This window comes from Enterovibrio paralichthyis (assembly GCF_019209835.1).
In the GTDB taxonomy this organism is placed as follows: Bacteria; Pseudomonadota; Gammaproteobacteria; order Enterobacterales; family Vibrionaceae; genus Enterovibrio; species Enterovibrio paralichthyis.
The window spans coordinates 130,233-152,816 of sequence record NZ_JAHUTS010000009.1 but is presented as its reverse complement, the minus strand read 5'-3'; the positions used below and the strand labels follow the sequence as shown (position 1 = coordinate 152,816).

General features: G+C 52.6%; 19 protein-coding genes. 1 reads left to right on the top strand and 18 read right to left on the bottom strand.

What is annotated here, in order from left to right; genetic code table 11:
* Window positions 1–11: 11 nt before the first annotated feature.
* From astA to rpe, 9 genes are all read right to left on the bottom strand, one after another.
* Entirely contained in the window at window positions 12–1,028 is a 1,017-nt protein-coding gene (astA, locus tag KU854_RS13050) for an arginine N-succinyltransferase (protein WP_218358948.1), read from the bottom strand.
* A 42-nt stretch (window positions 1,029–1,070) separates the two neighbouring features.
* Window positions 1,071–2,288, bottom strand: a complete 1,218-nt coding sequence (locus tag KU854_RS13045) for an aspartate aminotransferase family protein (RefSeq protein ID WP_218358947.1) — start codon at window positions 2,286–2,288, stop codon at window positions 1,071–1,073.
* 332 nt (window positions 2,289–2,620) lie between these two features.
* Window positions 2,621–3,196 (bottom strand): aminodeoxychorismate synthase component II, encoded by a 576-nt coding sequence (locus KU854_RS13040; RefSeq protein WP_218358967.1) that lies wholly within the window; start codon window positions 3,194–3,196, stop codon window positions 2,621–2,623.
* Window positions 3,197–3,275: 79 nt separating this feature from the next.
* Window positions 3,276–4,244, bottom strand: a complete 969-nt coding sequence (locus tag KU854_RS13035) for a response regulator (protein ID WP_218358946.1) — start codon at window positions 4,242–4,244, stop codon at window positions 3,276–3,278.
* Window positions 4,234–7,566, bottom strand: coding sequence for a PAS domain S-box protein (locus KU854_RS13030; protein ID WP_218358945.1), 3,333 nt, complete (start codon window positions 7,564–7,566; stop codon window positions 4,234–4,236). The genes KU854_RS13035 and KU854_RS13030 overlap by 11 nt, the downstream gene beginning before the upstream one ends.
* Before the next feature lie 196 nt (window positions 7,567–7,762).
* Entirely contained in the window at window positions 7,763–10,576 is a 2,814-nt protein-coding gene (locus tag KU854_RS13025; protein ID WP_218358944.1) for an ExeM/NucH family extracellular endonuclease, read from the bottom strand.
* A gap of 252 nt (window positions 10,577–10,828) precedes the next feature.
* Window positions 10,829–11,845 (bottom strand): tryptophan--tRNA ligase, encoded by a 1,017-nt coding sequence (gene trpS, locus KU854_RS13020; protein WP_218358943.1) that lies wholly within the window; start codon window positions 11,843–11,845, stop codon window positions 10,829–10,831.
* Between the two features lie 77 nt (window positions 11,846–11,922).
* Entirely contained in the window at window positions 11,923–12,621 is a 699-nt protein-coding gene (locus KU854_RS13015; protein ID WP_218358942.1) for a phosphoglycolate phosphatase, read from the bottom strand.
* A gap of 3 nt (window positions 12,622–12,624) precedes the next feature.
* On the bottom strand, window positions 12,625–13,299 hold the full coding sequence (rpe, locus tag KU854_RS13010; RefSeq protein ID WP_218358941.1) for a ribulose-phosphate 3-epimerase: 675 nt from the start codon (window positions 13,297–13,299) through the stop codon (window positions 12,625–12,627).
* A 214-nt stretch (window positions 13,300–13,513) separates the two neighbouring features.
* Here rpe and KU854_RS13005 point away from each other — a divergent pair, with 214 nt between their 5' ends.
* The gene (locus tag KU854_RS13005) at window positions 13,514–13,726 is read left to right on the top strand and encodes a DUF2970 domain-containing protein (protein ID WP_218358940.1); all 213 of its coding nucleotides are present in this window, start codon (window positions 13,514–13,516) and stop codon (window positions 13,724–13,726) included.
* On the opposite strand, the gene dam is transcribed toward KU854_RS13005, so the two are convergent.
* The 9 genes from dam to pilM form a co-directional block, all read right to left on the bottom strand.
* Entirely contained in the window at window positions 13,723–14,556 is an 834-nt protein-coding gene (gene dam / locus KU854_RS13000; protein WP_054779503.1) for an adenine-specific DNA-methyltransferase, read from the bottom strand. The genes KU854_RS13005 and dam overlap by 4 nt on opposite strands.
* 102 nt (window positions 14,557–14,658) lie before the next feature.
* Window positions 14,659–16,149: an AAA family ATPase gene (locus KU854_RS12995; protein ID WP_218358966.1), complete on the bottom strand. Its 1,491-nt coding sequence runs from the start codon at window positions 16,147–16,149 to the stop codon at window positions 14,659–14,661.
* A gap of 30 nt (window positions 16,150–16,179) precedes the next feature.
* The gene (gene aroB, locus KU854_RS12990; protein WP_218358939.1) at window positions 16,180–17,256 is read right to left on the bottom strand and encodes a 3-dehydroquinate synthase; all 1,077 of its coding nucleotides are present in this window, start codon (window positions 17,254–17,256) and stop codon (window positions 16,180–16,182) included.
* Between the two features lie 16 nt (window positions 17,257–17,272).
* Window positions 17,273–17,791 carry a shikimate kinase AroK gene (gene aroK, locus KU854_RS12985; protein ID WP_054779502.1) on the bottom strand — a complete coding sequence of 173 codons (519 nt, stop codon included), beginning with the start codon at window positions 17,789–17,791 and terminating at the stop codon, window positions 17,273–17,275.
* Between the two features lie 283 nt (window positions 17,792–18,074).
* Window positions 18,075–19,775, bottom strand: coding sequence for a type IV pilus secretin PilQ (locus KU854_RS12980; protein ID WP_218358938.1), 1,701 nt, complete (start codon window positions 19,773–19,775; stop codon window positions 18,075–18,077).
* Between the two features lie 57 nt (window positions 19,776–19,832).
* On the bottom strand, window positions 19,833–20,348 hold the full coding sequence (locus KU854_RS12975) for a pilus assembly protein PilP (protein WP_218358937.1): 516 nt from the start codon (window positions 20,346–20,348) through the stop codon (window positions 19,833–19,835).
* On the bottom strand, window positions 20,345–20,938 hold the full coding sequence (locus KU854_RS12970) for a type IV pilus inner membrane component PilO (protein WP_054779500.1): 594 nt from the start codon (window positions 20,936–20,938) through the stop codon (window positions 20,345–20,347). Before KU854_RS12970 ends, KU854_RS12975 begins: the two co-directional genes overlap by 4 nt.
* The gene (locus tag KU854_RS12965) at window positions 20,928–21,515 is read right to left on the bottom strand and encodes a PilN domain-containing protein (RefSeq protein ID WP_218358936.1); all 588 of its coding nucleotides are present in this window, start codon (window positions 21,513–21,515) and stop codon (window positions 20,928–20,930) included. Before KU854_RS12965 ends, KU854_RS12970 begins: the two co-directional genes overlap by 11 nt.
* Window positions 21,505–22,443, bottom strand: a complete 939-nt coding sequence (pilM, locus tag KU854_RS12960; RefSeq protein WP_218358935.1) for a type IV pilus biogenesis protein PilM — start codon at window positions 22,441–22,443, stop codon at window positions 21,505–21,507. The genes KU854_RS12965 and pilM overlap by 11 nt, the downstream gene beginning before the upstream one ends.
* Between the last annotated feature and the right edge of the window lie 141 nt (window positions 22,444–22,584).

The following is a 22,584-nucleotide window of genomic DNA, read 5'->3' as shown; positions in this document are numbered from 1 at the left end:
TCTCTATTCTCCTACACCGACACCAGTCGCACAGTATCACCGTCATTTACCATCAGGGCTTCAGCCACCTCTTTACTCATCAGGGCTTCGTTGCGCTCTTCATCCACACCAATCTTGGCGGCCGTCGCTCGGAAATTCTGGAAGTCGCTGTTGCAGATCAGGTAATCCTGGGCGCTGCTATGGGTGGTGATACGCGCCCTCGCGGTGAAAGAGCGGCGGATAGAATCAATATTCTGACGCAGACACTCAACCGTTGGGCCGGCATCAAAAATGTCGACATAGCCACGACAGGTGAACCCCTCTTTCTGCAGCAAGTTAAGTGCGGGACGGGTTTTTTCGTGTACCTGCCCTATCACGGCGCGCGCTTCGTCACTGAGCAGACTGACGTAAATCGGCAGTTTGGGCATCAGATCGGCAATAAAGCCTTTTTGTCCGGTACCGGTCAGGTAATCGGCCAGTGTGAAATCAATCGAGAAAAAGTGCTCTTTGAGCCATGCCCAGAAGGGAGAATTACCTGCTTCATCGGACACGCCACGCATCTCGGCAAAAATCACGTCGGAAAATTTTTCCGGAAACTGCGCCAGCATCAAAAAGCGGCATTTCGAAAGCAGCTTCCCATTCAGGCCACCACGGAACTCCGGGCGCAAAAACAGGGTGCAGATTTCTGTCGCCCCAGTGTAATTGTTGCCAAAGGTCAGCACTTCCACCACGTTGTGCACATTGAGGCGGCGGGAGTGGTGGACGATTTTACTGATGTGGTAACTGTAAAACGGCGTGTCAGTCCCAATGGCCGCTTCGATACCTGTGGTACCGGCAACTTCCCCGGTTTCGGTGTCTTCTGCCACCATCAGATACCCTTCCGGCCCCGGCCAGACCGCATCATGGGCAAAGCTTTCCAGTGAATGATCAATTCTGCCGCGGATGAGGGTTTCATCCACCGGCAGTGAAGTAAAACCGTGGCCAGACTCTTCGGCACACAGCATCAAGGCATCATAATCCGTGTCCCTGATTGGGCGAACTACCAGCATCCTACATCCTCCTGATGCGTTATCCGGCCTGAGGGGCGGCGATTACGCCGCCGCCAGTTTGGCCAGTGCGCGATCCAGTCGCGCCATTCCTTCTTCAACTTCTTCTTTGGTGATGACCAGTGATGGGGTCATACGCACCACATTGGTACCCGCGACCAGCACCAGCAGGCCTTCTTCCCCGGCAGCCACCAGCACATCACGGGCACGACCCTGCCATTTCTCGTTCAGCGCAGCACCGATCAACAAGCCTTTGCCGCGCACTTCACTGAACATATCGTATTTGGCATTCAGCGCTTCCAGCCCTTCACGGAACCAGCCCTCACGCTCTTTGACACCGGCCAGCACTTCAGGCTTGCTGATTTCGTTGACCACCGCTTCTGCAACAGCACAAGCCAGCGGGTTACCGCCGTAAGTTGAACCGTGAACGCCCACTTTCATGTGCGCCGCCAGTTTTTCCGTCGTCAGCATGGCGCCGATAGGAAAGCCGCCGCCCAGGGATTTTGCCGTGCTCAGGATATCCGGCGTGACGCCAGTTTGCTGGTAGGCATAGAAAGTGCCGGTACGGCCATTGCCGGTCTGGACTTCATCGAAGATCAGCAGCGCATTGTGCTTGTCACACAGTTCACGGACACCCTGCAGGAATGCAGCATCCGGAGACACAATACCGCCCTCACCTTGCAGAGGTTCCATCATGATGGCGCAGGTTTTATCTGACATGGCAGCTGCCAGAGCGTCCAAATCATTGTATGGCAGGTGGGTGACGTTGCCCGGTTTAGGCCCGAAGCCGTCAGAGTATGCCGCCTGCCCACCCACAGTGACGGTGAAAAAGGTGCGGCCATGGAAACCCTGGGTAAAAGCGATGATTTCGCTTTTCTCCGGGCCAAATTCATCTACAGCCCAGCGACGTGCCAGTTTCAGTGCCGCTTCGTTGGCTTCCGCGCCCGAGTTGGCAAAAAAGACGCGCTCGGCAAAGCTCACTTCCGTCAGTTTCTTCGCCAGACGCAGTGCCGGAGCATTGGTCATTACGTTGCTCAGGTGCCACAGTTTGTCTGCCTGCGCTTTCAGCGCATCTACCATCACCGGATGGCAGTGACCGAGACAGCTCACCGCAATCCCGCCGGCAAAGTCGATATATTCGCGATCATCCTGATCCCAGATCCGGGAGCCCTGTCCCCTGTCAGGGATCATCGCCATCGGTGCGTAACACGGCACCATGACTTCATCGAAGAGTTTACGTTCCACTTTATTTCCAGCCGTCATCGCTCATATCCTTCTGTCGATCCTGCTATAAGCATAGTATTTACATTTCATTAACCACATCAATAGCAGAAAATTTTAAATCCCAATCTGTTTGCATCAGGGAAATTCACCCGCATGCCATAGTTATGCGCAATTACGCCCAACTTATTAATACTACAAGCGGTAAGAGTGTCTTTCCTGGAGGGAAATAAAACTTTGGCGGGCTGATTCGAGTGAATAAGCTTTCACTGTGGGATGAGGGTTTGAGAGATGTTGAAAATGTAAAAAGAGTGATACAGATCGGCTTTCACCGCTGGGAAATACGGTGAGAGCCGGAATGACAAAGCGGGGATTCAGGCGGTCAGAAAGTTATTCAGCAGTGCATGACCCTGCTCGGTAAGGATACTTTCCGGATGGAACTGCACCCCTTCAAGTGCCAGCGTTTTATGGCGGATACCCATGATTTCGTCAAACTGTCCGTCACGCTCTGTCCAGGCTGTGACTTCAAAACAATCAGGTAATGAGGCGGCTTCTACCACCAGCGAATGATAACGGGTCACCGTCAGTGGATTGTTGAGCCCACGAAATACACCCGTGTCTTTGTGTATCACCGGACTGGTTTTGCCGTGCATCACTTGCCTCGCACGAACCACATTCGCACCGAACACCTGTGCCATCGCCTGATGGCCGAGACAAACACCGAGGATAGGCAGTTTTCCCGCGAAATGTTCGATAACCTCAAGGGAGATCCCCGCATCATCCGGGGTACAGGGCCCCGGCGAAATCACCAGGTGGCTGGGGGCCATCGCTTCAATGTCGGCGATGGTAATGGCATCGTTGCGATGCACTTCAACCTCTGCGCCCAACTGACAAAAATACTGGTACAGGTTGTACGTGAACGAGTCGTAGTTATCGATAATTAGCAGCACTGTCGGTCCCATAGCGTCCTTCCCGCACAGCAACAGCGGGACTGGGCGCAAATGCTACCACAGGGTGACTATGGCTGCATCAGTAGTCACTGGTAGGCAGGATAGGCGTAGGCCAGGGGGAGCCCAGCCACTCAAAGTAACGCTGGCAAAGCTCTTCACTGTTTTCGTCGATGATGTGTATTAGGCGTGGGTCGGCCAATGTACCTGCCGTCAGGGTCAAGGCTTCTATCGCAGCCAGCACGCGCTCTTCGATACTGCCTGTGCGCTGCTCTATTTCACTGTCCAGCGCCTCCGCCAAGGTCACCACCCGGCACTCTTCAGGAATTTTATCCCCCTGGATTTCGGGAAAACCAGAACCGTCCCAACGGGTGTTTTTGTAGGTCAGCAAGGTCACAGCGACACTGGCAAACCCTTTGGTGGCCTCAGAAAGCAGCAAAAGGCTGCGGCTTTCTGCACTGGTCTTGTCCTCTTCATCTTCCCAGAGTTGCCCAATACTGCAGAGCGGATAGGCCAGACAAATGTCCTCTGATTTACTTCTGGTCAGGCCGTATTTCAACGACAGCCACTCGCAAAGCTCTGCTATGCGCGGCGTCGCGACCTCTACGTCATTGTTCTTCAACGCCGCGACCGCCGAAATCTGGTTCATCACCATCTGGTAGTTTTCACGCATGATGTTGGCACGGGCTTCGCCCAGCAGGTTAGCGACCCGGCTTTTCACCAGCTCAGGTGAAACGGGTTTGATGAGAAAATCTGCCGCCCCGCTTTTCAGCCCTTCCACTTCACTCTGGTATTCATCAAGTGCCGAGACAATGATCACCGGGATGTGGGACAGCCCTTTTTCATTTTTCAGTGCGCGACACACTTCATAGCCGTTCATGCCCGGCATCATAATATCCAGCAAGATAAGATCAGGACGTTGCTGCGAAGCCAGCTCAATAGCACGTTCGCCATTTTTGGCAAAGATCAGGGTGTACTGGTCCTGCAAAATCGTCCGCATGACATGCAGGTTGCTCGGTTCATCATCCACCACCAACACTTTATACGCCATAGCCTTGCACTCCCGTATTCTGTGATGTGGGCATCTGCTCCATCACAGTAAGAATCAGTCGATATGCTTCATCGAGATCAAAGTTTTCCACCGCTTCCACAAACTCACCCAACAGAGGTGGCGCGACAAAACGCGCCATCATCGGTACCAGTTCGCGGTAGAGTTTATCGTCGTACTGTCCGTCAGATAGCTTGCTGACAAACAACTCGGTTTTACGTTCAAACACGTCAGGCGGAAGCTGGATAGCCTGTGCTTCCTCTTCCAGCTCATGCTCCCTGACCCCAAGGTAAGCCAGCGCACAATCGAATGTCGCCTGCAGGCATTTTTCCAGCTCAGACAAACGCGACTCCGCCTTGACAACGTCACCGGCTTCGACATACCCCAGAATTTTCAGCAGCTCCAGCTCGATGCATTGGAAGCCGATGCTGTGCGCCGCATCTGCTGCCGATTTAAGTTCATAGCCAAGCGCTTCTGGCTGCTCCAGCAGCATGCGGCCTACCGCTTGGGGTAAGTCGAGATAGTTCACCCTGAACTCCCGGATCACGCTGAGCAGGATTTCCGTCGTCGGCCAGTGCTGGAATGCCCAGGCATCATCGAAATATTCTTTCTCATTACTCGGTGTTGGCATGACAGTGACCCGCGGATTTTCTTCACCACAACAGGATCGTGCCAGCATGCTGAACACATCGTCACGTACAAAGGGCTTGTCGATAACCTGGTTGAATCCCTGTCTGAGCCAATCATCTTCAGGTTTGGGATCCGCAGTGAGCTTCATGGCAACGACGGTCAACGGATCGTCGCGGCATTGAGCTGCCCAGTTACGCAATGTGTCGGGTGACGGATACAGCTTCTCATCCAGGTAAGCATCCAGGAATACCACATCCACCGGCTGGGTTTTCAGTACATCCTCCGCCGATTCGATGTTGGTAAAGGTGAGCACTTTAACGCCCTGACGCAGCAGCATATCCCTCAGCTCCTGCTGGTTGCGCTGCACATCATCGATCACCAGCACTTCAAGGGGGGGCAAGGCATAATGAACCACCCTGTCTTCACGGATTTTATTGGTACTTTGGGCTGGGATCAGGGGAAGGTCGGCGTAGACCACCGAATTGTTGACCGTTTCACCGTCAAACCACAGGTGACCGCTCATCAGTTCGATAAGCTGGGTGATAAGCGTCGCTGACAATGTCTGCCCGGTTTTTGCGCCCGCTTCATCGTCCTCATCGCGCGCGACCGTGGAAAAACTCGCCACCGCAAACCGCACCATGTCATTCATCGGCAGCACATGAAGTGCAACATAGCCGCTTTCAGTTTTGGTCAACGCACTGCGCATCATGTTCTGCAAAAGCTGCTTTATGCGCCGGGAATCCCCGACATATTGTTCCCAAAGGGTGTCGTCATAGTTGAGGCTGACGTGCAAATCCCGCGTCTGGACGGTTTCACGGGATACAAACTCAATCTGGCGACAAAGCTGTACCAATGAAAATTCAGACACATCCAGCGGCAGTGACTGGCTTTCCAGTTTGGAAGTGTCGAGGATATCGTTGATAAGCTTGAGCAGGCTGTTACCTGATTCACGGATCACTTCCAGATGATGGCGGCGTGATGCGTCCACTTCATCGCTGATCAGCACTTCCGTCAGGCCAAGAATCGAGTTCATGGGCGAGCGGAATTCGTAACTCATGTTGGCAAGGAAAGAGGCTTTTGACTGGGAGGCCTTTTCTGCCAGGCGTATTTTCTCCTCCAGATCCTCTTCAGCTTCACGTTTTTCGGTGATATCCAGAATGATGCCGTCTATCCAAGTACTACCATCCTCCGCCCGGTAGGTATGGCCGATTTCCCAAAACCACTTCTGCTCATCATCCCGGGTCATAAAACGGTACTCACAGTCGTAACGCCCGTTTCGCCGGGATGCCACTTCACGCACCTGTCGGTATTGAGAAGTATCAGCCTTGTGGATGCGGTCTGTGAAGTGGGAGACGCCATTTTCACCGGTCAGCACCGAGGCGCTGTATCCGGTCATAAATTTTGCCGCATCACTGATATAGACAATATGCCGGGTCGCACCGGTCATCTCACGAAATGCCATACACGGCAGGTTTGCTACCAGAGAACGGTATTGTTTGGCATTTTCACGCAGTGCCCAGGCCATATTCCGCTGCTCTGAAATGTCAGAGATGATGCCGACAAACTCGTGCTCGCCCGAATTATCATGGTGACCAATCGAGAGCCGGACGGGAAGATAGGTGCCATCTTTCCGCTTCCCCGTTACTTCCCGCACAGTGTCCACCACAGATGTCGCACGGCGTTCAATGTAGTTGTGGATGTACATGTCGTGGCGGTGCTGGTGCTCGTCTGTCACAAGGATGCGGACATTTTTTCCCATCGCCTCTGAAGCGTCCCATCCAAACATCTCTTCGGCTGCCCGGTTGAAGAAAGTGATGGTGCCTTTGGAATCAATGGCGACAATGGCTTCTGTTGAGGTGTGCAGGATCAGGCTCAGCTTTCTCTCCCCCTCCAACAGCTCCTGGTTTCTGACCCGCATCCGCAGCAGGCCATTCGCCAGTTGGCTGAAAGCGACGGTAAAAACGAACGCATAGATTAGCGTCAGGAGAACATCATGGGCGGCAAAAAAGAAATCACTTTCGCGGGCAGGTTGCAGCGTCAGCATCAGCGAATTTCTTGCCATCAGCGCACTGAGCAACAGTGCCAGGGCAATGCTTAACCCGCTGATCAAGGCGCCGGAAACGTTACGCTCCCAGCTGGCCCGCTTCTTATCGGAAAAGCGGGTCCACACGGCCAACGTCACCAGCAAAGCAATTCCGCCGACGGTGAGAGAGAACAATGCGGCATCAAACTCAACAATCGCGACTTTGTTGATGCTGGCAAAGGCAAACAGGGTCTGCAGCAGCAAGGCAACCGACACCAAAGTGCTTGTGATAAAAATTTTAACTGGTGGATTGACTTCAAAAGCCACCATGCGCAGGGCAAAGAAATTAAGGGCGAAGGTAATCAACAAAGAAATAGCAATGAACCCGGGATGGAAACCCAGTGCCTGATACGACGTTGAAGAGACAACATTGGCCATAGCCATGATGGCCATGCCAATGGAAAGCGTGAACGCATTAACCGGCGTCGGTGACGCTTCAAGCACCCCGATTTTCTGCTGTTGCAAAGGCCGGTTCAAAAAGGCCAGCGTGGTGACGATAAACGTTGCCAAACCCGCCAACAACAGCAGCCAGGGATCGGTATATCCGTCCAGCAAAGGCTGGGTAGTGACCGGAGGCAGAATAAACAGCGAGAGTGACTCGATTATCGACATGCACCTTTCCGAAACTTTATCAGGCGACGAGAAACCGCCGCACATTCGCAAAATCAACACTTTGATTCAGTGTTGAGATATTCATAAAGCTTAGTCGAGAATTTGCAGGCAACCCATTAAACGGGCACAAAAAAACAGGCTTCCTGGGAAGCCTGTCCGGGGTGAATAAGAAGATAAAGTGTGGGCGCTTACAGCATTATTTCAACTTGCATTGCCAGCCACGCAGCACCGCCCGGGTATTGGTATCCAGGGTTGTGGTGCCACAAGGGATCTCAAACAGCCCCCAAATCCGGTACCCGACTTCCACGGAATCTCCGTACTGGACGCCAAGTCGTGAGAAGAAGCCACTGTCCTGATCGTATTTACGGTTGCCAAAGCCTCTCAGCCAAGGGCGGAATTTATCCGCATAGCCGTTCACCGTCGGCTGCACCCAGAAGAAGGTTTTGTTTTTAAAGCGCAGTTTGAATTTCTGCGGTTTGTCCGGATAGTTGAGGCTGATGACCACAGGATCGTGATCCGACGATGAATACGGGTTGGTGGATTTCACCAGATCGCCAGTAAAGCGGCTGGAATATTCAAACAAAGTGCTTTCCACCGCATTGATATGCCAATCTTCCACGCCCGTGACTTTCTCCAGCACACTGGTATTACCGACTGCATGGTCGAGACTGCCAAGCTCACCGTCGAAGGAGTATGAGAAGGCATCGTCACCCAGCGCGAAACCCGCAAGGTTAATGTAGCCAAAGCCATTGCCAACCTCCCGAGCGGTATCATCCAAGGTCACGCCCGCAATTGAGGTGCCCGCCGCAGTCACAATCTTGCGCTCAGCACTCGCTGCGTCGTAATCGGTTAATACACGCATTGGGTCTTCCTGTGCGTAGGCATTGAAATCCCCCAGTGCAATCACATCGCCTTTTACGTCAGCCAGGGCATTGCCGAGGGTTTCAGCGGCGGAGACACGGAATTCATTGCAGCGTCCCTGCAAGTCTGCCGGATCATCATCAAACTCACCGGCAACCCAGTCTTCATAGCAACCTGAGCCTTTGGATTTGAAGTGGCTGACGGCCACTGTCAGCGCTTCTCCGCGAGCCAGACTAAAGGTCTGCATCAGGCTGTCCCGCTGGTATTTGTCCAACTGTCGGGTCTCACCACCAGGGCTGTCACCACTGATGTGCTGCTCAGGCATGCGGACAACGACCGCCTCCCCTTTCAGCCCAACCCGTGCAGGACGGTAGATCAATGCCACTTGTATCGCGTCAGTGCCAAGGAATGCGCCTTCTGCCAAATCTGCCACTGCTGGGGTGATATAGGTGTAGTGATCCGCTTCATCCGCAAACTGGGCGTTCAATTCTGTCACCAGATTGGCCAACGCGCCGTTTTCACCAAAGCCGTTGTTTTCGATTTCCATCAGGCCCACGATGTCGGCATCGATGGCCGTCAGTGCATTGACGATTTTCGCCTGCTGCAATGCAAACTCCGCAGCATCTTTGGTACCACGGTTACAACCGCGGGAGGCATCTGCATCCGCCTGATCCTGACACGTAATATTGAGATCACCGCCAATCGCGCTGGCGCTGGTGAAGTAATTGAGCACATTGAAGCTGGCGACTTTAAGGTTGGTGCCCGCAAAATCCTGTGGCGCTGCGGTGCGATCTTCTTCGCGGACAAAGTCGCTCGCCACCAGCTCGTTGGTCACCACCAGACGGTAATCACTGAAGCTGTAACCTATCACGCCTTCCATATTGGTAACGGTATCGCCGATGCGGATGTAACCCTGATCGGCATCCAGCCCAGGGAAGTATGGCACCACGCCATCCGGCGCTTTTTGGTCTGTTTCGATAAAGAGCTGATTGGCATCATTTGCGGAGGCCAACGCGGCCGCTTCATCAGAACCTGCGATATACAGCTGGGTAGGTTTGACGTTTGGCGCCTGGTGCGACAACACCATGTTGTTGCGGAAGGCATCGTAGTCAAAGCCGAAGTTGCGGGTCACTACCAGCGCACTGTCCTGGGTCAGGCGCACTTTCATGCCCTCATAACGCTCAAGGGCATCATCCAGGGTTTCGCCCTCTTCAACCTCTAGCTCCGTCGCGGCAAGCTCACCGACGGTATCAATGACTTCCCACTGTTTGGCGGAAGCATCAAGTTCAGTCAGGTTGAAATACTCTTTCACTGTCCCGGCGACACAAACCTGCATGCCGGGCTCAATGCCATCCGGCGCACTGCCGGTGTAAACAAACAGGCCGTCAGAGGTTGATGTATCGCCATCACCGGTTGCGTCTTGCAGCCAGAAGCCTTTGTAGAGACTGGTGGTAACGGCGGTAACTACGCCCTCTGTGTAGTAGGTGCCATCAGCTTCAAAGCTGCCTTCCGGTACCAGTGGACTGCGCTCACCACTGCCCTGAATCGCGTAGGTAGGCGTGAGTGTTTCACCCTCACAGCTGAAGGTGTTACCCCCACCGCCATTGCCGTCACAGGCTTCTACGCCACTGCAGCCGAGGCCATCAAAGGTATCTGTCGCAAAAGATTGCCACTCGGCAGACGCATCAAAGTCAGTGGTTGGGTCGGTGCGGCCTGTGCTGCCGTCGATTCGGCGCAAAGTAACGTTCTGCGCAAAATTGCTGTTGTTGCCCAATTGCCCCAAGCTGTCGAGCACATTGTCACTGCTATCGACCAAGGCAACCGCATCATTGCCGTTGAAGGTCAGCGAACTTGATGTCTGCTGGGCAATGGCCGAGAGCTGCGGGGAATTGCTGTTGGCGAGGACATAACTTTCACCGGCAGCCAGTGAGCCAGACAGTGGAATCGTCGCGCCGTAGGTTGTGTTGGAATTAAAAGAGATCTTGAGCGAGAGGTCATCCAGCGATACTGATGAGGTGCCAGTGTTAGTCAGTTCTATGGCTTTGTTGTTAGACGAGCCTTCAACATATTCGGTGATCAAAATATCTGCGCTTGCAGGCAGTGCCATGGCAAGTGCAAGAGCCACCGGGCTCCATGTTAGGGTCTTCATGTGCTGTCCTTGTTTACTGGTGCGGAATAGAAAATTTGCAAGTGAAGACTTAAACCTTACAAACCCTCCAGAAACAGGGATGTCAATTCCGTGATAATTCAGTGAATTCGCCATTTCTGGACAGCCGGTGTAAAGCAAAAACCAGCGCCAGATCAGCTCTTCAACACATTCAGGAATCGTCTATTGACCCAATAGACAGACGAAAAAAAAGCAGCGACACATCGCTGCTTTTTGGGGAAATTCAGAGAGGACTTATGGACGCGCCACAAAACCCACGGCTTCGTACACTTTCTTCAGTGTCACAGCCGCACGTGCAGAGGCTTTTTCCGCACCGGCTTTCATTACCTGATCCAAGTACGCACGGTCAGCGCGGAATTCCTGGTAACGGGTCTGAACCGGCTCCAGCATCGCAACCACGGCATCTGCGGTATCCACTTTCAGGTGGCCGTACATTTTGCCTTCATATTCCGCTTCGATTTCCGCGAAAGACTTGCCGGTTGCAACAGACATCAGACCCATCAGGTTCGCAACGCCCGGTTTGGTTTCGATATCAAAGATCACACGTGGCGGCTCTTCGGAGTCGGTCACTGCACGTTTGATTTTCTTGGCGATGGATTTCGGGTCTTCCAGCAGGCCAATTACGTTGTTGCGGTTGTCATCCGACTTCGACATCTTCTTGGTCGGATCCTGCAGGCTCATCACACGCGCACCCACTTGTGGGATGTAAGGCTCTGGCACAGTGAACACATCACCGTAGATGTTGTTGAAACGGGTCGCGATATCACGCGCCAGCTCAAGGTGTTGCTTCTGGTCGTTGCCCACTGGTACCTGGTTTGCCTGATACAGCAGGATGTCCGCCGCCATCAGTACCGGATAGCCAAACAGGCCAGCGTTGATATTTTCTGCGTGGCGCTGGGATTTATCCTTGAACTGGGTCATGCGGTTCAGCTCGCCCATTTGCGCGTAGCAGTTCAGTACCCAACCCAGTTGTGCATGTTCTGGCACGTGAGACTGGATGAACAGGTTACTTTTCTCAGGGGTTACACCCACGGCCAGACACAGTGCCAGTGAGTCCAGAGTCGCTTCACGCAGTTTTTCTGCTTGCTGACGGACGGTGATCGCATGCAGGTCTACGATGCAGTACTGGCAATCGTAATCGTCCTGCATCTGTTCCCACTGACGCAAAGCTCCAATGTAGTTGCCGATACTGAGTTCGCCTGATGGCTGAACACCGCTGAGTACAATGGGTTTGGTCGAAGGATTACTCATGTTCTTTCCGTTCCTGTCAGTTAAGTCAGCCAGCGGGATACGCTGGCTGTAATATCGAGAAAAATCGAAGCTTTAATTTACGCTGTTTTTTCGGTGCTGAGAACCGTTAATAGCTGGTTGAAGTGGTCAGCCACAAACTCCGGTGCGCTGTCGCTGATTGGCTCACCATAGTTATATCCGTATGTCAGGCCTACTGAAGCAAAACCTGCATTTTTCGCGGCAAGGATATCGTTTTTCGAATCCCCCACCATCAGCATGTTTTCGTTGCTCAGGCCGTGCTTGTCACGCAGGCTGAACAGACCTTCCGGATGTGGCTTGTTGGTTGGCAGCGAATCGCCGCCAATCACGTCAGTGAAGTACTGTGCCAGATTGAGATCCGCCAGGATTTCCGGGACAAACTGATACGGCTTGTTGGTCACGATACCCAGGGTGTAACCCGCTGCTTTCAGCGTTGCCAGGGTTTCTTTTACGCCAGGGTAAACGATGGTCTTGCCATGGCCGTTGTTGGCATAGTGGAAATCAAAACGCTCGCGCACGTTTTCGTACAGCGCTTGGTCGATATCCGCCTTGATGGTGACACTCTGGCTCAGGGCGCGTTTCAGCATGATTTCTGCGCCGTTACCAATCCAGTGACGCACTTCGTCGTCAGTCACTGTGTGCAGGTTATTGTCGGCCAGCGCCATGCGAATGCCTTCTGCTAGATCCGGTACGCTGTCTACCAGGGTACCGTCCAAATCAAACGCGATGTATTTGATCGCTTCAAAGTTTACCGTCACGGCTTATTTACCTACTTTGCTCAGTTCCGCACGCATTTCGTCGATCACTGCTTTGTAGTCAGGCTGACCGAAGATAGCCGAGCCTGCCACAAACATGTCAGCGCCCGCTTCTGCGATTTCACGGATGTTATCAACTTTTACGCCGCCATCGATTTCAAGGCGGATATTGCGGCCGCTCTCGTCAATACGACGACGCACTTCACGCAGTTTATTCAGGGTTTCAGGAATGAACGATTGACCACCAAAGCCCGGGTTAACGGACATCAAAAGGATCATGTCCAGCTTGTCCATCACATGATCTAAGTAGTGCAGCGGGGTCGCTGGGTTAAAGACCAAACCCGCCTGACAGCCATGCTCTTTGATCAGTTGCAAGCTGCGGTCGATGTGCTCACTGGCTTCCGCGTGGAAGGTGATCATGGTTGCACCGGCTTTGGCAAAATCCGGAATGGTACGGTCAACCGGCTTCACCATCAGGTGGACATCGATCGGCGCAGTAATGCCGTAATCACGCAGCGCTTTACAGATAGGCGCACCGAACGTGAGGTTAGGTACATAGTGGTTGTCCATGACATCGAAGTGCACCACATCAGCGCCTGCTGCCAGTACTTTTTCTACGTCTTCACCTAAACGTGCGAAATCCGCCGAGAGGATCGACGGTGCAATGAGAAAATCCTTCATCCTATAGCCTCACTGTAGATATGCCCAAACGACCGGCCGGTGATTGGGGTATCGTCATTACCCGAAAATTCGGCGCAATTCTACCCGATTGGCTCGCCCCTGTCTTATCAGATCCTTTGATTCAAACCATAACCGGAGAAAATTGACGCCCCTGTAGGCTGATGCCACTGGGCTGGACTAAGCTTCGGAGAGAACAAACAAAACGGGATACGGGATGCAGGATAAGGAGCAACAGGAAGAAAAAGTCGGCTTGCTCGGCGTAGTGAAAAGTGTGGTGGCAGCCATGTTCGGCGTGCAGTCAGACAAAAACCGCCAGCGGGATTTCAGGCAAACCAGTATGGTGCCCTATCTGCTGGTCGGTTTTGTATTTGTGGTGTTGTTCGTGGTGGCACTTATCGGTCTGGTGTCACTGGTTGCGCCCAGTTAAGGCAACTCAACCAGTTCCGGGGCGAACAGTGCCAACAGTTCGTCGACTTTATTGCGCCCACCGCCATTGCGGCTGATAGTGCGCTTCACTTTCACCATGTTGAAATGCGACCCGTGATAAAGGCTTCGGGTCAGCGCAGTGTCATGGTTTGAAATTAACACCGGGATGTTTTTCTCAATACTCACCTTACGTGCCCATTCGCCAAGCAAAGCCTGGTCATCGAGGCTGAAACCACCACTGGCATAAGTGGTGAAATTCGCCGTGGTCGACAGCGGCGCGTACGGAGGATCGCAGTAAATCACACTGCCGCGACGGGCATTTTTGAAACTCTGCTGATAGCCTTCACACACAAAGGTGGCTTTCTTGGCTTTTTCAGCAAAGAACTCCAGCTCTGCCTGCGGGAAGTAAGGCTTCTTGTACGAACCAAACGGGACGTTGAACCCCCCCTTTTTGTTGTAACGGCAAAGGCCGTTAAAACCATGACGGTTCATGTACAGGAAATACAACGAGCGCAGATAAGGGTCTTTGCTTTGGTTGAATTCTTCGCGCACTGACAGGTACGCCGGTTTCTGGTTATATTCCGGCGTGAACAGTTTTCTGGCGTCTTCGATGTAACGCTCAGGTTCCTGCTTTAGCAGATTGTAGAGGTTAATCAGATCCGGGTTGATATCCGCAAGGCGGTACTGTTCGAAGTCGGTATTGAGAAATACCGACCCAGCGCCAACGAAAGGTTCAATCAGCTTTTTGCCTTCCGGCAGGTGTTTGCGGATATCATCAACCAGGGAATATTTTCCCCCGGCCCACTTAAGAAAGGCACGATGCTTTTTCATGAATGTGTATCCACCACCACAGCTGTTCGAAAGGTGGCGGATTGTATCTTATTTTTAACCATCAATCAGCGTAATTTCGTGCCTGGCGCGTGCGCAAGCGGGTTAGTTAACCAATGCTATCTCTTTGTGGATCTGGACGAATGACTTCGCCCACGGTCCCAACGCCTGAATGTTTGCCGGCAGCTGCAATTCTGCGCGGCGCGCTTCGGCAACAGAAGGATAGTCCCCCAGCAACACCATAAACCATGGCTCACCGTTCCGTCGGGTTTCATACACCAAAGCGCTGTCTTCAATGCCGTACTGCTGCAGGAATTCGACGGCCGCGGGCTTAGATTGTAGCGCGGCCAGTTGCAACGCGTAGCGGGATGTTGGCACAGTCAAAAGCATCTGGTTTGCCATTGGCACTTCTGTTGCGGCCGCCGCTGGTGCAGCAGGTGCAGAAACAGGTTCAGGCCCAATGTTGACGGTTTCTTGCACCAGAGGCTCAGGGTTAACCTGAACCAGCTCCGGAATGAGCGGCTCTTCAACGGCACCGGTACCATCACCACCCACTTCCTGTTCATCAATAATGGCATCGACAACTTTATCCGGCACGACGATGCGGCGGTTTTCATCGCGACGGCCGACGGTCAAGCCCTCTACAGCCGGTGTCAGCGGCAACTGGATGGTATCCTCTGCCACTTCTAGCGTGGATGGGTTATCGCCATTTTCTTCACCCGTACCGCCATCACTTGCTGTCGCTGACGGCTTTTCGTGTTCTTCCAAAATAGCGGCCAGTTCTTTGACACCATCCGGCATAGTCTCAGCGATATTCTCACTGTTACCGGTCAGGTTGGGTGACATTGACCACCAGACCAGTCCGCCACCAACCAGCAATAACAACAGAACCAGCAAAATCAGCGGTAAGGGGGAGCGGCGTTTCTTTTCTTCCATGGAAGCGGTCTCCTGCTGTTCCAGCCCTTTAAGGGCTCCGGGTAAGGAAGGTAGCGATGCGGCTTTTTCTTTGAGGGCGCGTCGCTGGGCGGCATCCAACTGTCGGCTCACCATCATGACTTCAATGAACATCTCGCGTTCACTGTCAGACAGCGGGCTTATCTCAAGCTCCAGCGGTTTGACGCCCTGACCGTAAGAGACTTTGTGCAGCCACTTATTCAGTTTGCCCCGCAGGCTGAACAGCAATATGTTGATTTGCCAATTATCACGGCGTTGAGCTTCAGTCACCAAAGCCCATAGTTCGGCAATGAGATTGGCGCTTAGGCGCTGTGCATCATCAATCACAATCAGGGCGTGGACACTGCGGCCTTCGAGCATATAGTCAAGGCTTTGCAGCATAGGATCTTGTTCGTTGAAGACGCCATCGCGCACGATCTGACGCAGAATGATCGCACGGTGCTGTGCGTCTTGCTGACTGGGATTACATAAGAGGAGTGACTGAACCGGTTCATTGGCCCAGTTTTCAAGGTAACGCTCGCTCAGCCAGGTCTTGCCCGCACCGGGCTCGCCGGTAACTTGAACAAGATTCGAGCTGAATCGGGTAAGAAACTGAATTCTCGACAAGAGTTGGATCTGACTATCCAGATCCAAAGCGATCATTTCATGAGAGCCTGTCATATACAAACCCGCTTAGTGTGTCTTGATGACCTCAGCAAGCGTTTCGGGTGTCACATTCGCAACTACTTCCGCCGTACCAATCGACGTTGGCAGCACAAAGCGTAGTTGCCCGGAAAGCACTTTTTTGTCACGTTTCATGTGCTTAATAAAGGCATCATAGCCCATGCTTGTTGGAGCTTTCACGGGAAGATTGGCTTTTTCGAGCAAGGAAGTGATGCGGCTAACATCTTCTTTCACCAACAGTTGTTGGTGCATCGCTGTCACTGCCGCCATGACAGTACCGGCTGACACTGCCTCACCGTGTAACCAGACGCCATACCCCATTTCCGCTTCAATCGCGTGACCAAAAGTATGACCAAGGTTGAGCAGGGCACGTACGCCGGACTCTTTTTCATCTTCGGCGACAACGTCCGCCTTAATTTGACAGCAACGTTTTATGGCTGTCACAAGTGCTTCCGGCTCCAACGCATTGAGCGCCTGATAGTTGTCTTCCAGCCAAATGAAAAAGTCGCGATCTGCAATAATGCCGTACTTAATCACTTCCGCCATACCGGCCGCGAATTCACGGGCAGGAAGCGTCTGCATGACATCAATATCAATCACTACCGCTTTTGGCTGATAGAATGCCCCTATCATATTTTTGCCAAGCGGATGATTGACTGCCGTTTTACCGCCAACCGATGAGTCTACCTGAGACAGCAAGGTGGTAGGTACCTGGATAAAATCAACACCCCGCTGGTAGCAAGCGGCCGCAAACCCGACAACATCCCCAATCACCCCACCACCGAGTGCCACAATAAGCACATCCCGGCCATAATTGCCTTCCAGCAAAAAGGTATTGATGATGTTGAATGTTTCCAGCGTTTTGTATTGCTCGCCATCCGGCAGAGTTAACAAAGCTGGCATGCCGCCAGCTTTGTTCAGGGTATCCATTAAACGATCAGCATAAAGAGGCGCCACAACATCATTGGTCACCACCACCACACGACGCCCGTTGGCATCAGAGAAATAGGCAGGGTCGGAAAGCAACCCTGCGCCAATTGAGATGGGGTAACTTCTGTCGCCCAGACTTACATTGATCCGTTCCATGGATTCCCTTCAGTAATTAGTGATTTTCCAGCAATTCAATGATCTGGTTTGCCACAACTTTGGCACTTTGATCATCAGTACGCACAACGTAGTCCGCAATCTCTTCGTACAGTGGATTGCGCTCTTCTGCCAGCGCTTCCAGCACTTCACGAGGTTGTTCGGTTTGCAGCAGAGGACGTTTTTTGTCGCGCTGGGTACGCGCCAGTTGTTTCTCAATGGTGGTTTCAAGGTAAACCACGATACCGCGTGCAGACAGACGGTTACGGCTCTCACGGCTCTTAATGGAACCACCACCGGTTGCCAGAACGATACCTTGTTTTTCAGTCAGGTCGTTGATGACGTTCTCTTCGCGAACGCGGAACCCCTCTTCACCTTCAACATCGAAAACCCATGCAATGTCTGCACCTGTGCGCTCTTCGATCACAGTGTCAGAGTCGAAAAATTCCATGTGTAGTTGCTGTGCCAGGTGTCGACCAATTGTGCTTTTGCCAGCCCCCATTGGACCTACAAGAAAGATATTTCGTTTTTCAGCCATTTTTAGCAGTTTACGCGCGGTTAAATGAAAACAACACCGCCCGCAGGCTCGTAATTCGAAAGCCCGAGGCGCCAATTTCCTCACAGATATTTCGTGATCAGACCAAAAATTATCTCAGGTCAACTGGTCTTTTGGCAACTCTAAATGCGCCAGAAGGCAGGTTTAAATTCGAGTTTGCTGGGAAAGAACAAACAAAAGGGGCAGAAACTCACCTTTAGTGTGACTTCCTGCCCCTGCAGAAACAATCTAACTGTTGAACGATAACACCATGAAAGGCAAACGATTACTGCGTAATGATTCGCGGTGTCACGAAGATAAGCAGTTCCCTTTTACCCATAGTTTCGTAGTTCCGGCGGAACAACTGACCCAGACCGGGAATATCACCAAGCAATGGGATTTTATCCACGCCTTCCATCATCTCATGCTGGAATATGCCACCCAGAACGACAGTTTCGCCATCATTCACAAGAACCTGAGTTCCAATACGCTGGGTGTTAATCGCCATCGCTTCGCCAGTGCCCGCTTTAACAGTCCCCGCTGGTTTGTCCTGGGTTACCTGCAAGTCCAGCACCAGTTTACTGTCCGGGGTAATTTGTGGCGTTACTGACAGGCTCAGTACCGCTTTTTTGAACGACACCGCTGCCGCACCACTGGAAGATGCCTCAAGATAAGGCAGCTCCGTACCTTGCTCAATATAGGCTGCACGCTTGTTGGTGGTCAGCAGGCGTGGGCTGGAGATAATTTCCGCTCGGGATTCGGCCTGAAGCGCGGAGAGTTCAAGATCCAGCAGTAAATCCTTGCCAAGGTTGGCGACCTGGAACGCAATACTGGCGGCATTTGGGCTGGTCGCAGCCAGGTTCACGTTGAGGAAGTCGTCAACAGAGATACCATCAGACTCTCCGTCTGCATTGAAGTCCAGGCTGTCATCCCAACCCATATTGCCTTCAATCGAACCACCGACAGTGAAGTCACCGTTGGTGTTTGCAATCCCCCAGCGTACACCGATTTCATCCAGTGTACCCTCATCGACCGTCACGATACGCGCTTCGATTTCAACCTGATCAACCGGCACATCAAGCGCCTGAATCATCGATTTAATCACTTCAATATTGTCGGCCAGATCTTTAATCACCAGCGAGTTGGTGCGTGGATCCACCGCGATACTGCCACGTTCTGACAACAGGGAAATCCCTTCATCGTCGTCATCGCTGTTGCTGCCGCCGCCCAGCATCTCTTCGAGAACCTCAGCGTTGGCATATTTGATTTGGATTACTTCCGAGCGCAGGGACGCCAGTTCGCGCTCCTGGCGGCGTTTCTCCAGTACCAGTCGCTCCTGCTCATCCAGTTCTGCTTTGGGTGCCACCAGCAAAATATTGCCCGTCTGGCGCTTATCCAGCCCTTTTACCTTAAGGATGGTATCCAGTGCTTTTTGCCAGTGCACATCGTCCAGTCGCAACGTCAGGCTGCCCTGCACCGTGTCGGAGACGACCAGGTTAAAGCCATTGTGCTCAGCCACCATCTGCAGCACAGAGCGAACCGGGATATCCTGGAAGTTGATGGAAATATTCTTACCCTGACGACTTTGCTTAATCGAAGCACTTTCCCCAGACGGTAATGAGGTAAAAGGAAACACCTCGACGGTCAGGACATTATTGTTCTGGTAGTAGTCATAGCCAAAGGGGTCTTTGGTGACTAGTTTCAGAAGAACATCGTCGTCTCGGGAAGATACATCCAGTCTCTGCACCGCCTTTTTCAGCTCCAGCAGACTGCGGGAGCCAATCAGGTTGTCTTCAACCTCAGTGCCTTTCAGTACAATTTCAAGTACACCGTCTTTTTTGTTGAAGTTGGTGACAACAGATTTGTCTTCCAACGTCAGAGACAACAAGGCTTTGCCGTTCTCTCCGGCCGTTACCTCTACATGGTGCAACTGGTTGGCTGCCATCGCCAAGGGTGACAGCATCAACGCTGCAAAAACCCACGGCATAAACCGACGGGATACTCCTCGGCTTCCTTTCCTCCGGCTGATCATGATGTTTCCTTTTTAGTTGTTATTCAGAGCCAATCTGACGTTTCGCACCTGCCAGCAACCCAAACCGTCCGGCAAATGTTCAGTGATAGAGAGTGTGTGTTGACTGATGCTGTCTACCCGTCCTCGGTTGTTACCCAGAACGCGTCCAACGCCCACACGGTGAATAGAAGTGTCCGGCGCTTCAACCAGTGCCCAATAGCTGCCTGGCAGACCGATAACACCCTTGAAAGCCAAAGAGGAGAGCTCATAGCTTTCCAACAGATCTTTACCCGGCAAGTTTTCCGGCTGCCAACAATCCCCTTGCGCAAGTTGTTCCGTTTCGGTCGCCACCGGCAACACAAAAGGATCGGTGTCAAGGCTCGGTGAAAATGCCATCGGGAAATACGTCGGTTCAGGAGGCAATGGTGTCGCCGTCACTTTTGCCGCAGCATAGGTCTGGACAATAAAACGCTCCAAATCCTGCTGTTGGCCGTGCTGCCAACACCCACTCAACAGCAGGGTGAAAGGCAAAATCCGCCACAGGTTCATTGCGTCACCTCCTGCGGTTTTTCATAGCGGTAAGTGTGCGCTTCAACGGCCAGGCGCAAGGTATCGCTGTCATCGGTTTTGCGCTGTAAGGTGAAATCCTGCAGGGTCACGATACGGGGCATTCTCGCCAAAGCCGCTGAAAACTGCCCCATGTCTCCATATGCTCCAGTCAGTTCAATATCCAGCGGAACCTGATGCAACCAGCCAATATTCTGGCCTTTCTTCCAGTTCAATTTTTCAAAGTTCAGATTGTATTGAAGGCCCGTATCGTTAATGCCAGCCAGAAGCAACGCCAGTTCATCCTCCGCAGGGAGTTGCTGGGTCAGGTGAGCATAGAAACGTTTCAGCTCCTCGACCTGTTCATCGACATCGGGCAGCGCGGCAACCTGCTCCGCCTTGATCCGGAACTGGGTGCGAAGCAGACTTTCTTCCTGTTTGGCCAAATCCACATCCTGTTTCAACGGTAATATCAGCAGAAACAACATCCCCACTAACACCAGCGAGCCAATAACAAACAGCAGCACGTTTTGTGCAGCAGCCTGCCATTCAGGTATTTCATCAATCTCCCAGTCACGCCAATCAGCGGCCATTTTCTTGCTCCTTCGGCAATTCGGGAACGATATAACCGTTTAAGTCGAACGTAGCCCGGAAACTCTTGGCGACCATCGCAGGGCTGCCTGCATCATTGATAATGGAATGGATTTGCACATTCGAGGCTCCGTTGTCGCCTTCCAGCAAGGCCAGTAGGCTGGCCAGCTTGGCATTGTCACGACTGCGCCCTTCGATAGCGACCTTGCCTTTGGTCAATGTCACTCTGTCCAACACCACACCGTCCGGTGTCACTTGAGGCAACAGGTTGAACAACAACGTGGAGTTATTGCGTTGTTTCTGCAGTGAGTTCACCAGCATGAGACGGCGATGAAGCTCGTCCCGCTCGACTTCGCGGCGGGCAAAATCTTTCAAGGTGACGTTTAACGCATCTATTTCCTGTTGAATCCGGGCATTCCGTGCTTCTTGCTTGCTCAGTTGCCAATCAACAAACGAATAGGCACCGCCAGTCGCCAGCATCACCAGAACCAGAGCAAAACCGGCTTTGTTAAAAAACCGCTGACGCGTCGCCTGGCGTGACATTTCGCGCCAGGGAAGCAAGTTGATATTAGTGATCACTTTCTACTCCCCTCAATGCGAGGCCAATGGACGTGGACCAAGCCGCTGTAGACTCAGAAAGCTTATCTATCAGTTTGGGGGAGTAACTCAGTCCTTGAAGCGGATTCAGCGCCCTGACACGCCAGTTCAGCAGCTTTTCAAGCTGGAAAATATCAATTTTTCCTGCGCTGTCTCCCGACAGCCAGACAGAGGAGACCGGCGCACCTTGAACCTGGGTGGCAGCTAACTGATATTGACGCTGCACCGTATCGGCCAGGGTTTCCGTATACCTCTCCCTTGCTTCATCGGTGACCAGTCCCATGCCATCAAAAGGTGCAGCCAGCTCCCGGTAGAACTGTCCACCTTCACCATTTCCAAGGCAGATCTGCAGGCGCTCTGCGCCAATATCGATCATCATGGAAACTTCACCGCTATGCCGCGATGCTGAATGCTGGCTGTAGAGGCGCATCAATGCATGTGTCTGCAGCTCAATCACCGAAAGCTTATAACCGTTTTCTGACAACCCTTTGAGGGTGTCGGCGATAAGCGGCTTACGGCAGGCATACACCTCCACGCCTTCGGTTTCGGGTAACGCCCGGTAGTCATACAGCAGCTCATCCATTGAGATGCCAAGACTTTCAGAGAGTTGAAGCCCAACCTGCACATACTGCTCGTGCTCCGGGATATCCAAAGACGCCGGAAAACGTTTCACAGCGACGTTGCTTTGCGGCACGCCCATAATTTGATGCTTGGGCCACTGCCAGGGTGCCTTGCAGGCTTTTCGCAGCTGTTTTTTTACCGACTTGAGCGCATCATCAAGCGAGCCGTTGCCGCGGGGAGCAGCAACCAACGCCTGGAGTTTTAAAGCTTTACCACGCCTTTGGATCATTGCCGCTCGCACCGTTTTCGTGCCCACGTCGATCCCCATGGCCGTTGTTCCACCGAACATCAAAAATGCCACCATCTAAAAAGTCAGCATCAAGTAACTTTTTTGAAAGTTCTCTCCGCAGATTCGTTATTTTTTGTTCAGTTCTCTTTATACTACGGACACTAAAGGTTGAAACGACGCGATATAAAAATTACGGGAAAC

Excerpts from the sequence above, each read along its gene's own strand:
- astA (WP_218358948.1), bottom strand. The coding sequence starts at position 1,028 with ATGCTGGTAGTTCGCCCAATCAGGGACACGGATTATGATGCCTTGATG.
- KU854_RS13045 (WP_218358947.1), bottom strand. The coding sequence starts at position 2,288 with ATGACGGCTGGAAATAAAGTGGAACGTAAACTCTTCGATGAAGTCATG.
- KU854_RS13035 (WP_218358946.1), bottom strand. The coding sequence starts at position 4,244 with ATGGCGTATAAAGTGTTGGTGGTGGATGATGAACCGAGCAACCTGCAT.
- KU854_RS13030 (WP_218358945.1), bottom strand. The coding sequence starts at position 7,566 with ATGTCGATAATCGAGTCACTCTCGCTGTTTATTCTGCCTCCGGTCACT.
- KU854_RS13025 (WP_218358944.1), bottom strand. The coding sequence starts at position 10,576 with ATGAAGACCCTAACATGGAGCCCGGTGGCTCTTGCACTTGCCATGGCA.
- trpS (WP_218358943.1), bottom strand. The coding sequence starts at position 11,845 with ATGAGTAATCCTTCGACCAAACCCATTGTACTCAGCGGTGTTCAGCCA.
- rpe (WP_218358941.1), bottom strand. The coding sequence starts at position 13,299 with ATGAAGGATTTTCTCATTGCACCGTCGATCCTCTCGGCGGATTTCGCA.
- KU854_RS13005 (WP_218358940.1), top strand. The coding sequence starts at position 13,514 with ATGCAGGATAAGGAGCAACAGGAAGAAAAAGTCGGCTTGCTCGGCGTA.
- dam (WP_054779503.1), bottom strand. The coding sequence starts at position 14,556 with ATGAAAAAGCATCGTGCCTTTCTTAAGTGGGCCGGGGGAAAATATTCC.
- KU854_RS12995 (WP_218358966.1), bottom strand. The coding sequence starts at position 16,149 with ATGATCGCTTTGGATCTGGATAGTCAGATCCAACTCTTGTCGAGAATT.
- aroB (WP_218358939.1), bottom strand. The coding sequence starts at position 17,256 with ATGGAACGGATCAATGTAAGTCTGGGCGACAGAAGTTACCCCATCTCA.
- aroK (WP_054779502.1), bottom strand. The coding sequence starts at position 17,791 with ATGGCTGAAAAACGAAATATCTTTCTTGTAGGTCCAATGGGGGCTGGC.
- KU854_RS12980 (WP_218358938.1), bottom strand. The coding sequence starts at position 19,775 with ATGCCGTGGGTTTTTGCAGCGTTGATGCTGTCACCCTTGGCGATGGCA.
- KU854_RS12975 (WP_218358937.1), bottom strand. The coding sequence starts at position 20,348 with ATGAACCTGTGGCGGATTTTGCCTTTCACCCTGCTGTTGAGTGGGTGT.
- KU854_RS12970 (WP_054779500.1), bottom strand. The coding sequence starts at position 20,938 with ATGGCCGCTGATTGGCGTGACTGGGAGATTGATGAAATACCTGAATGG.
- pilM (WP_218358935.1), bottom strand. The coding sequence starts at position 22,443 with ATGTTCGGTGGAACAACGGCCATGGGGATCGACGTGGGCACGAAAACG.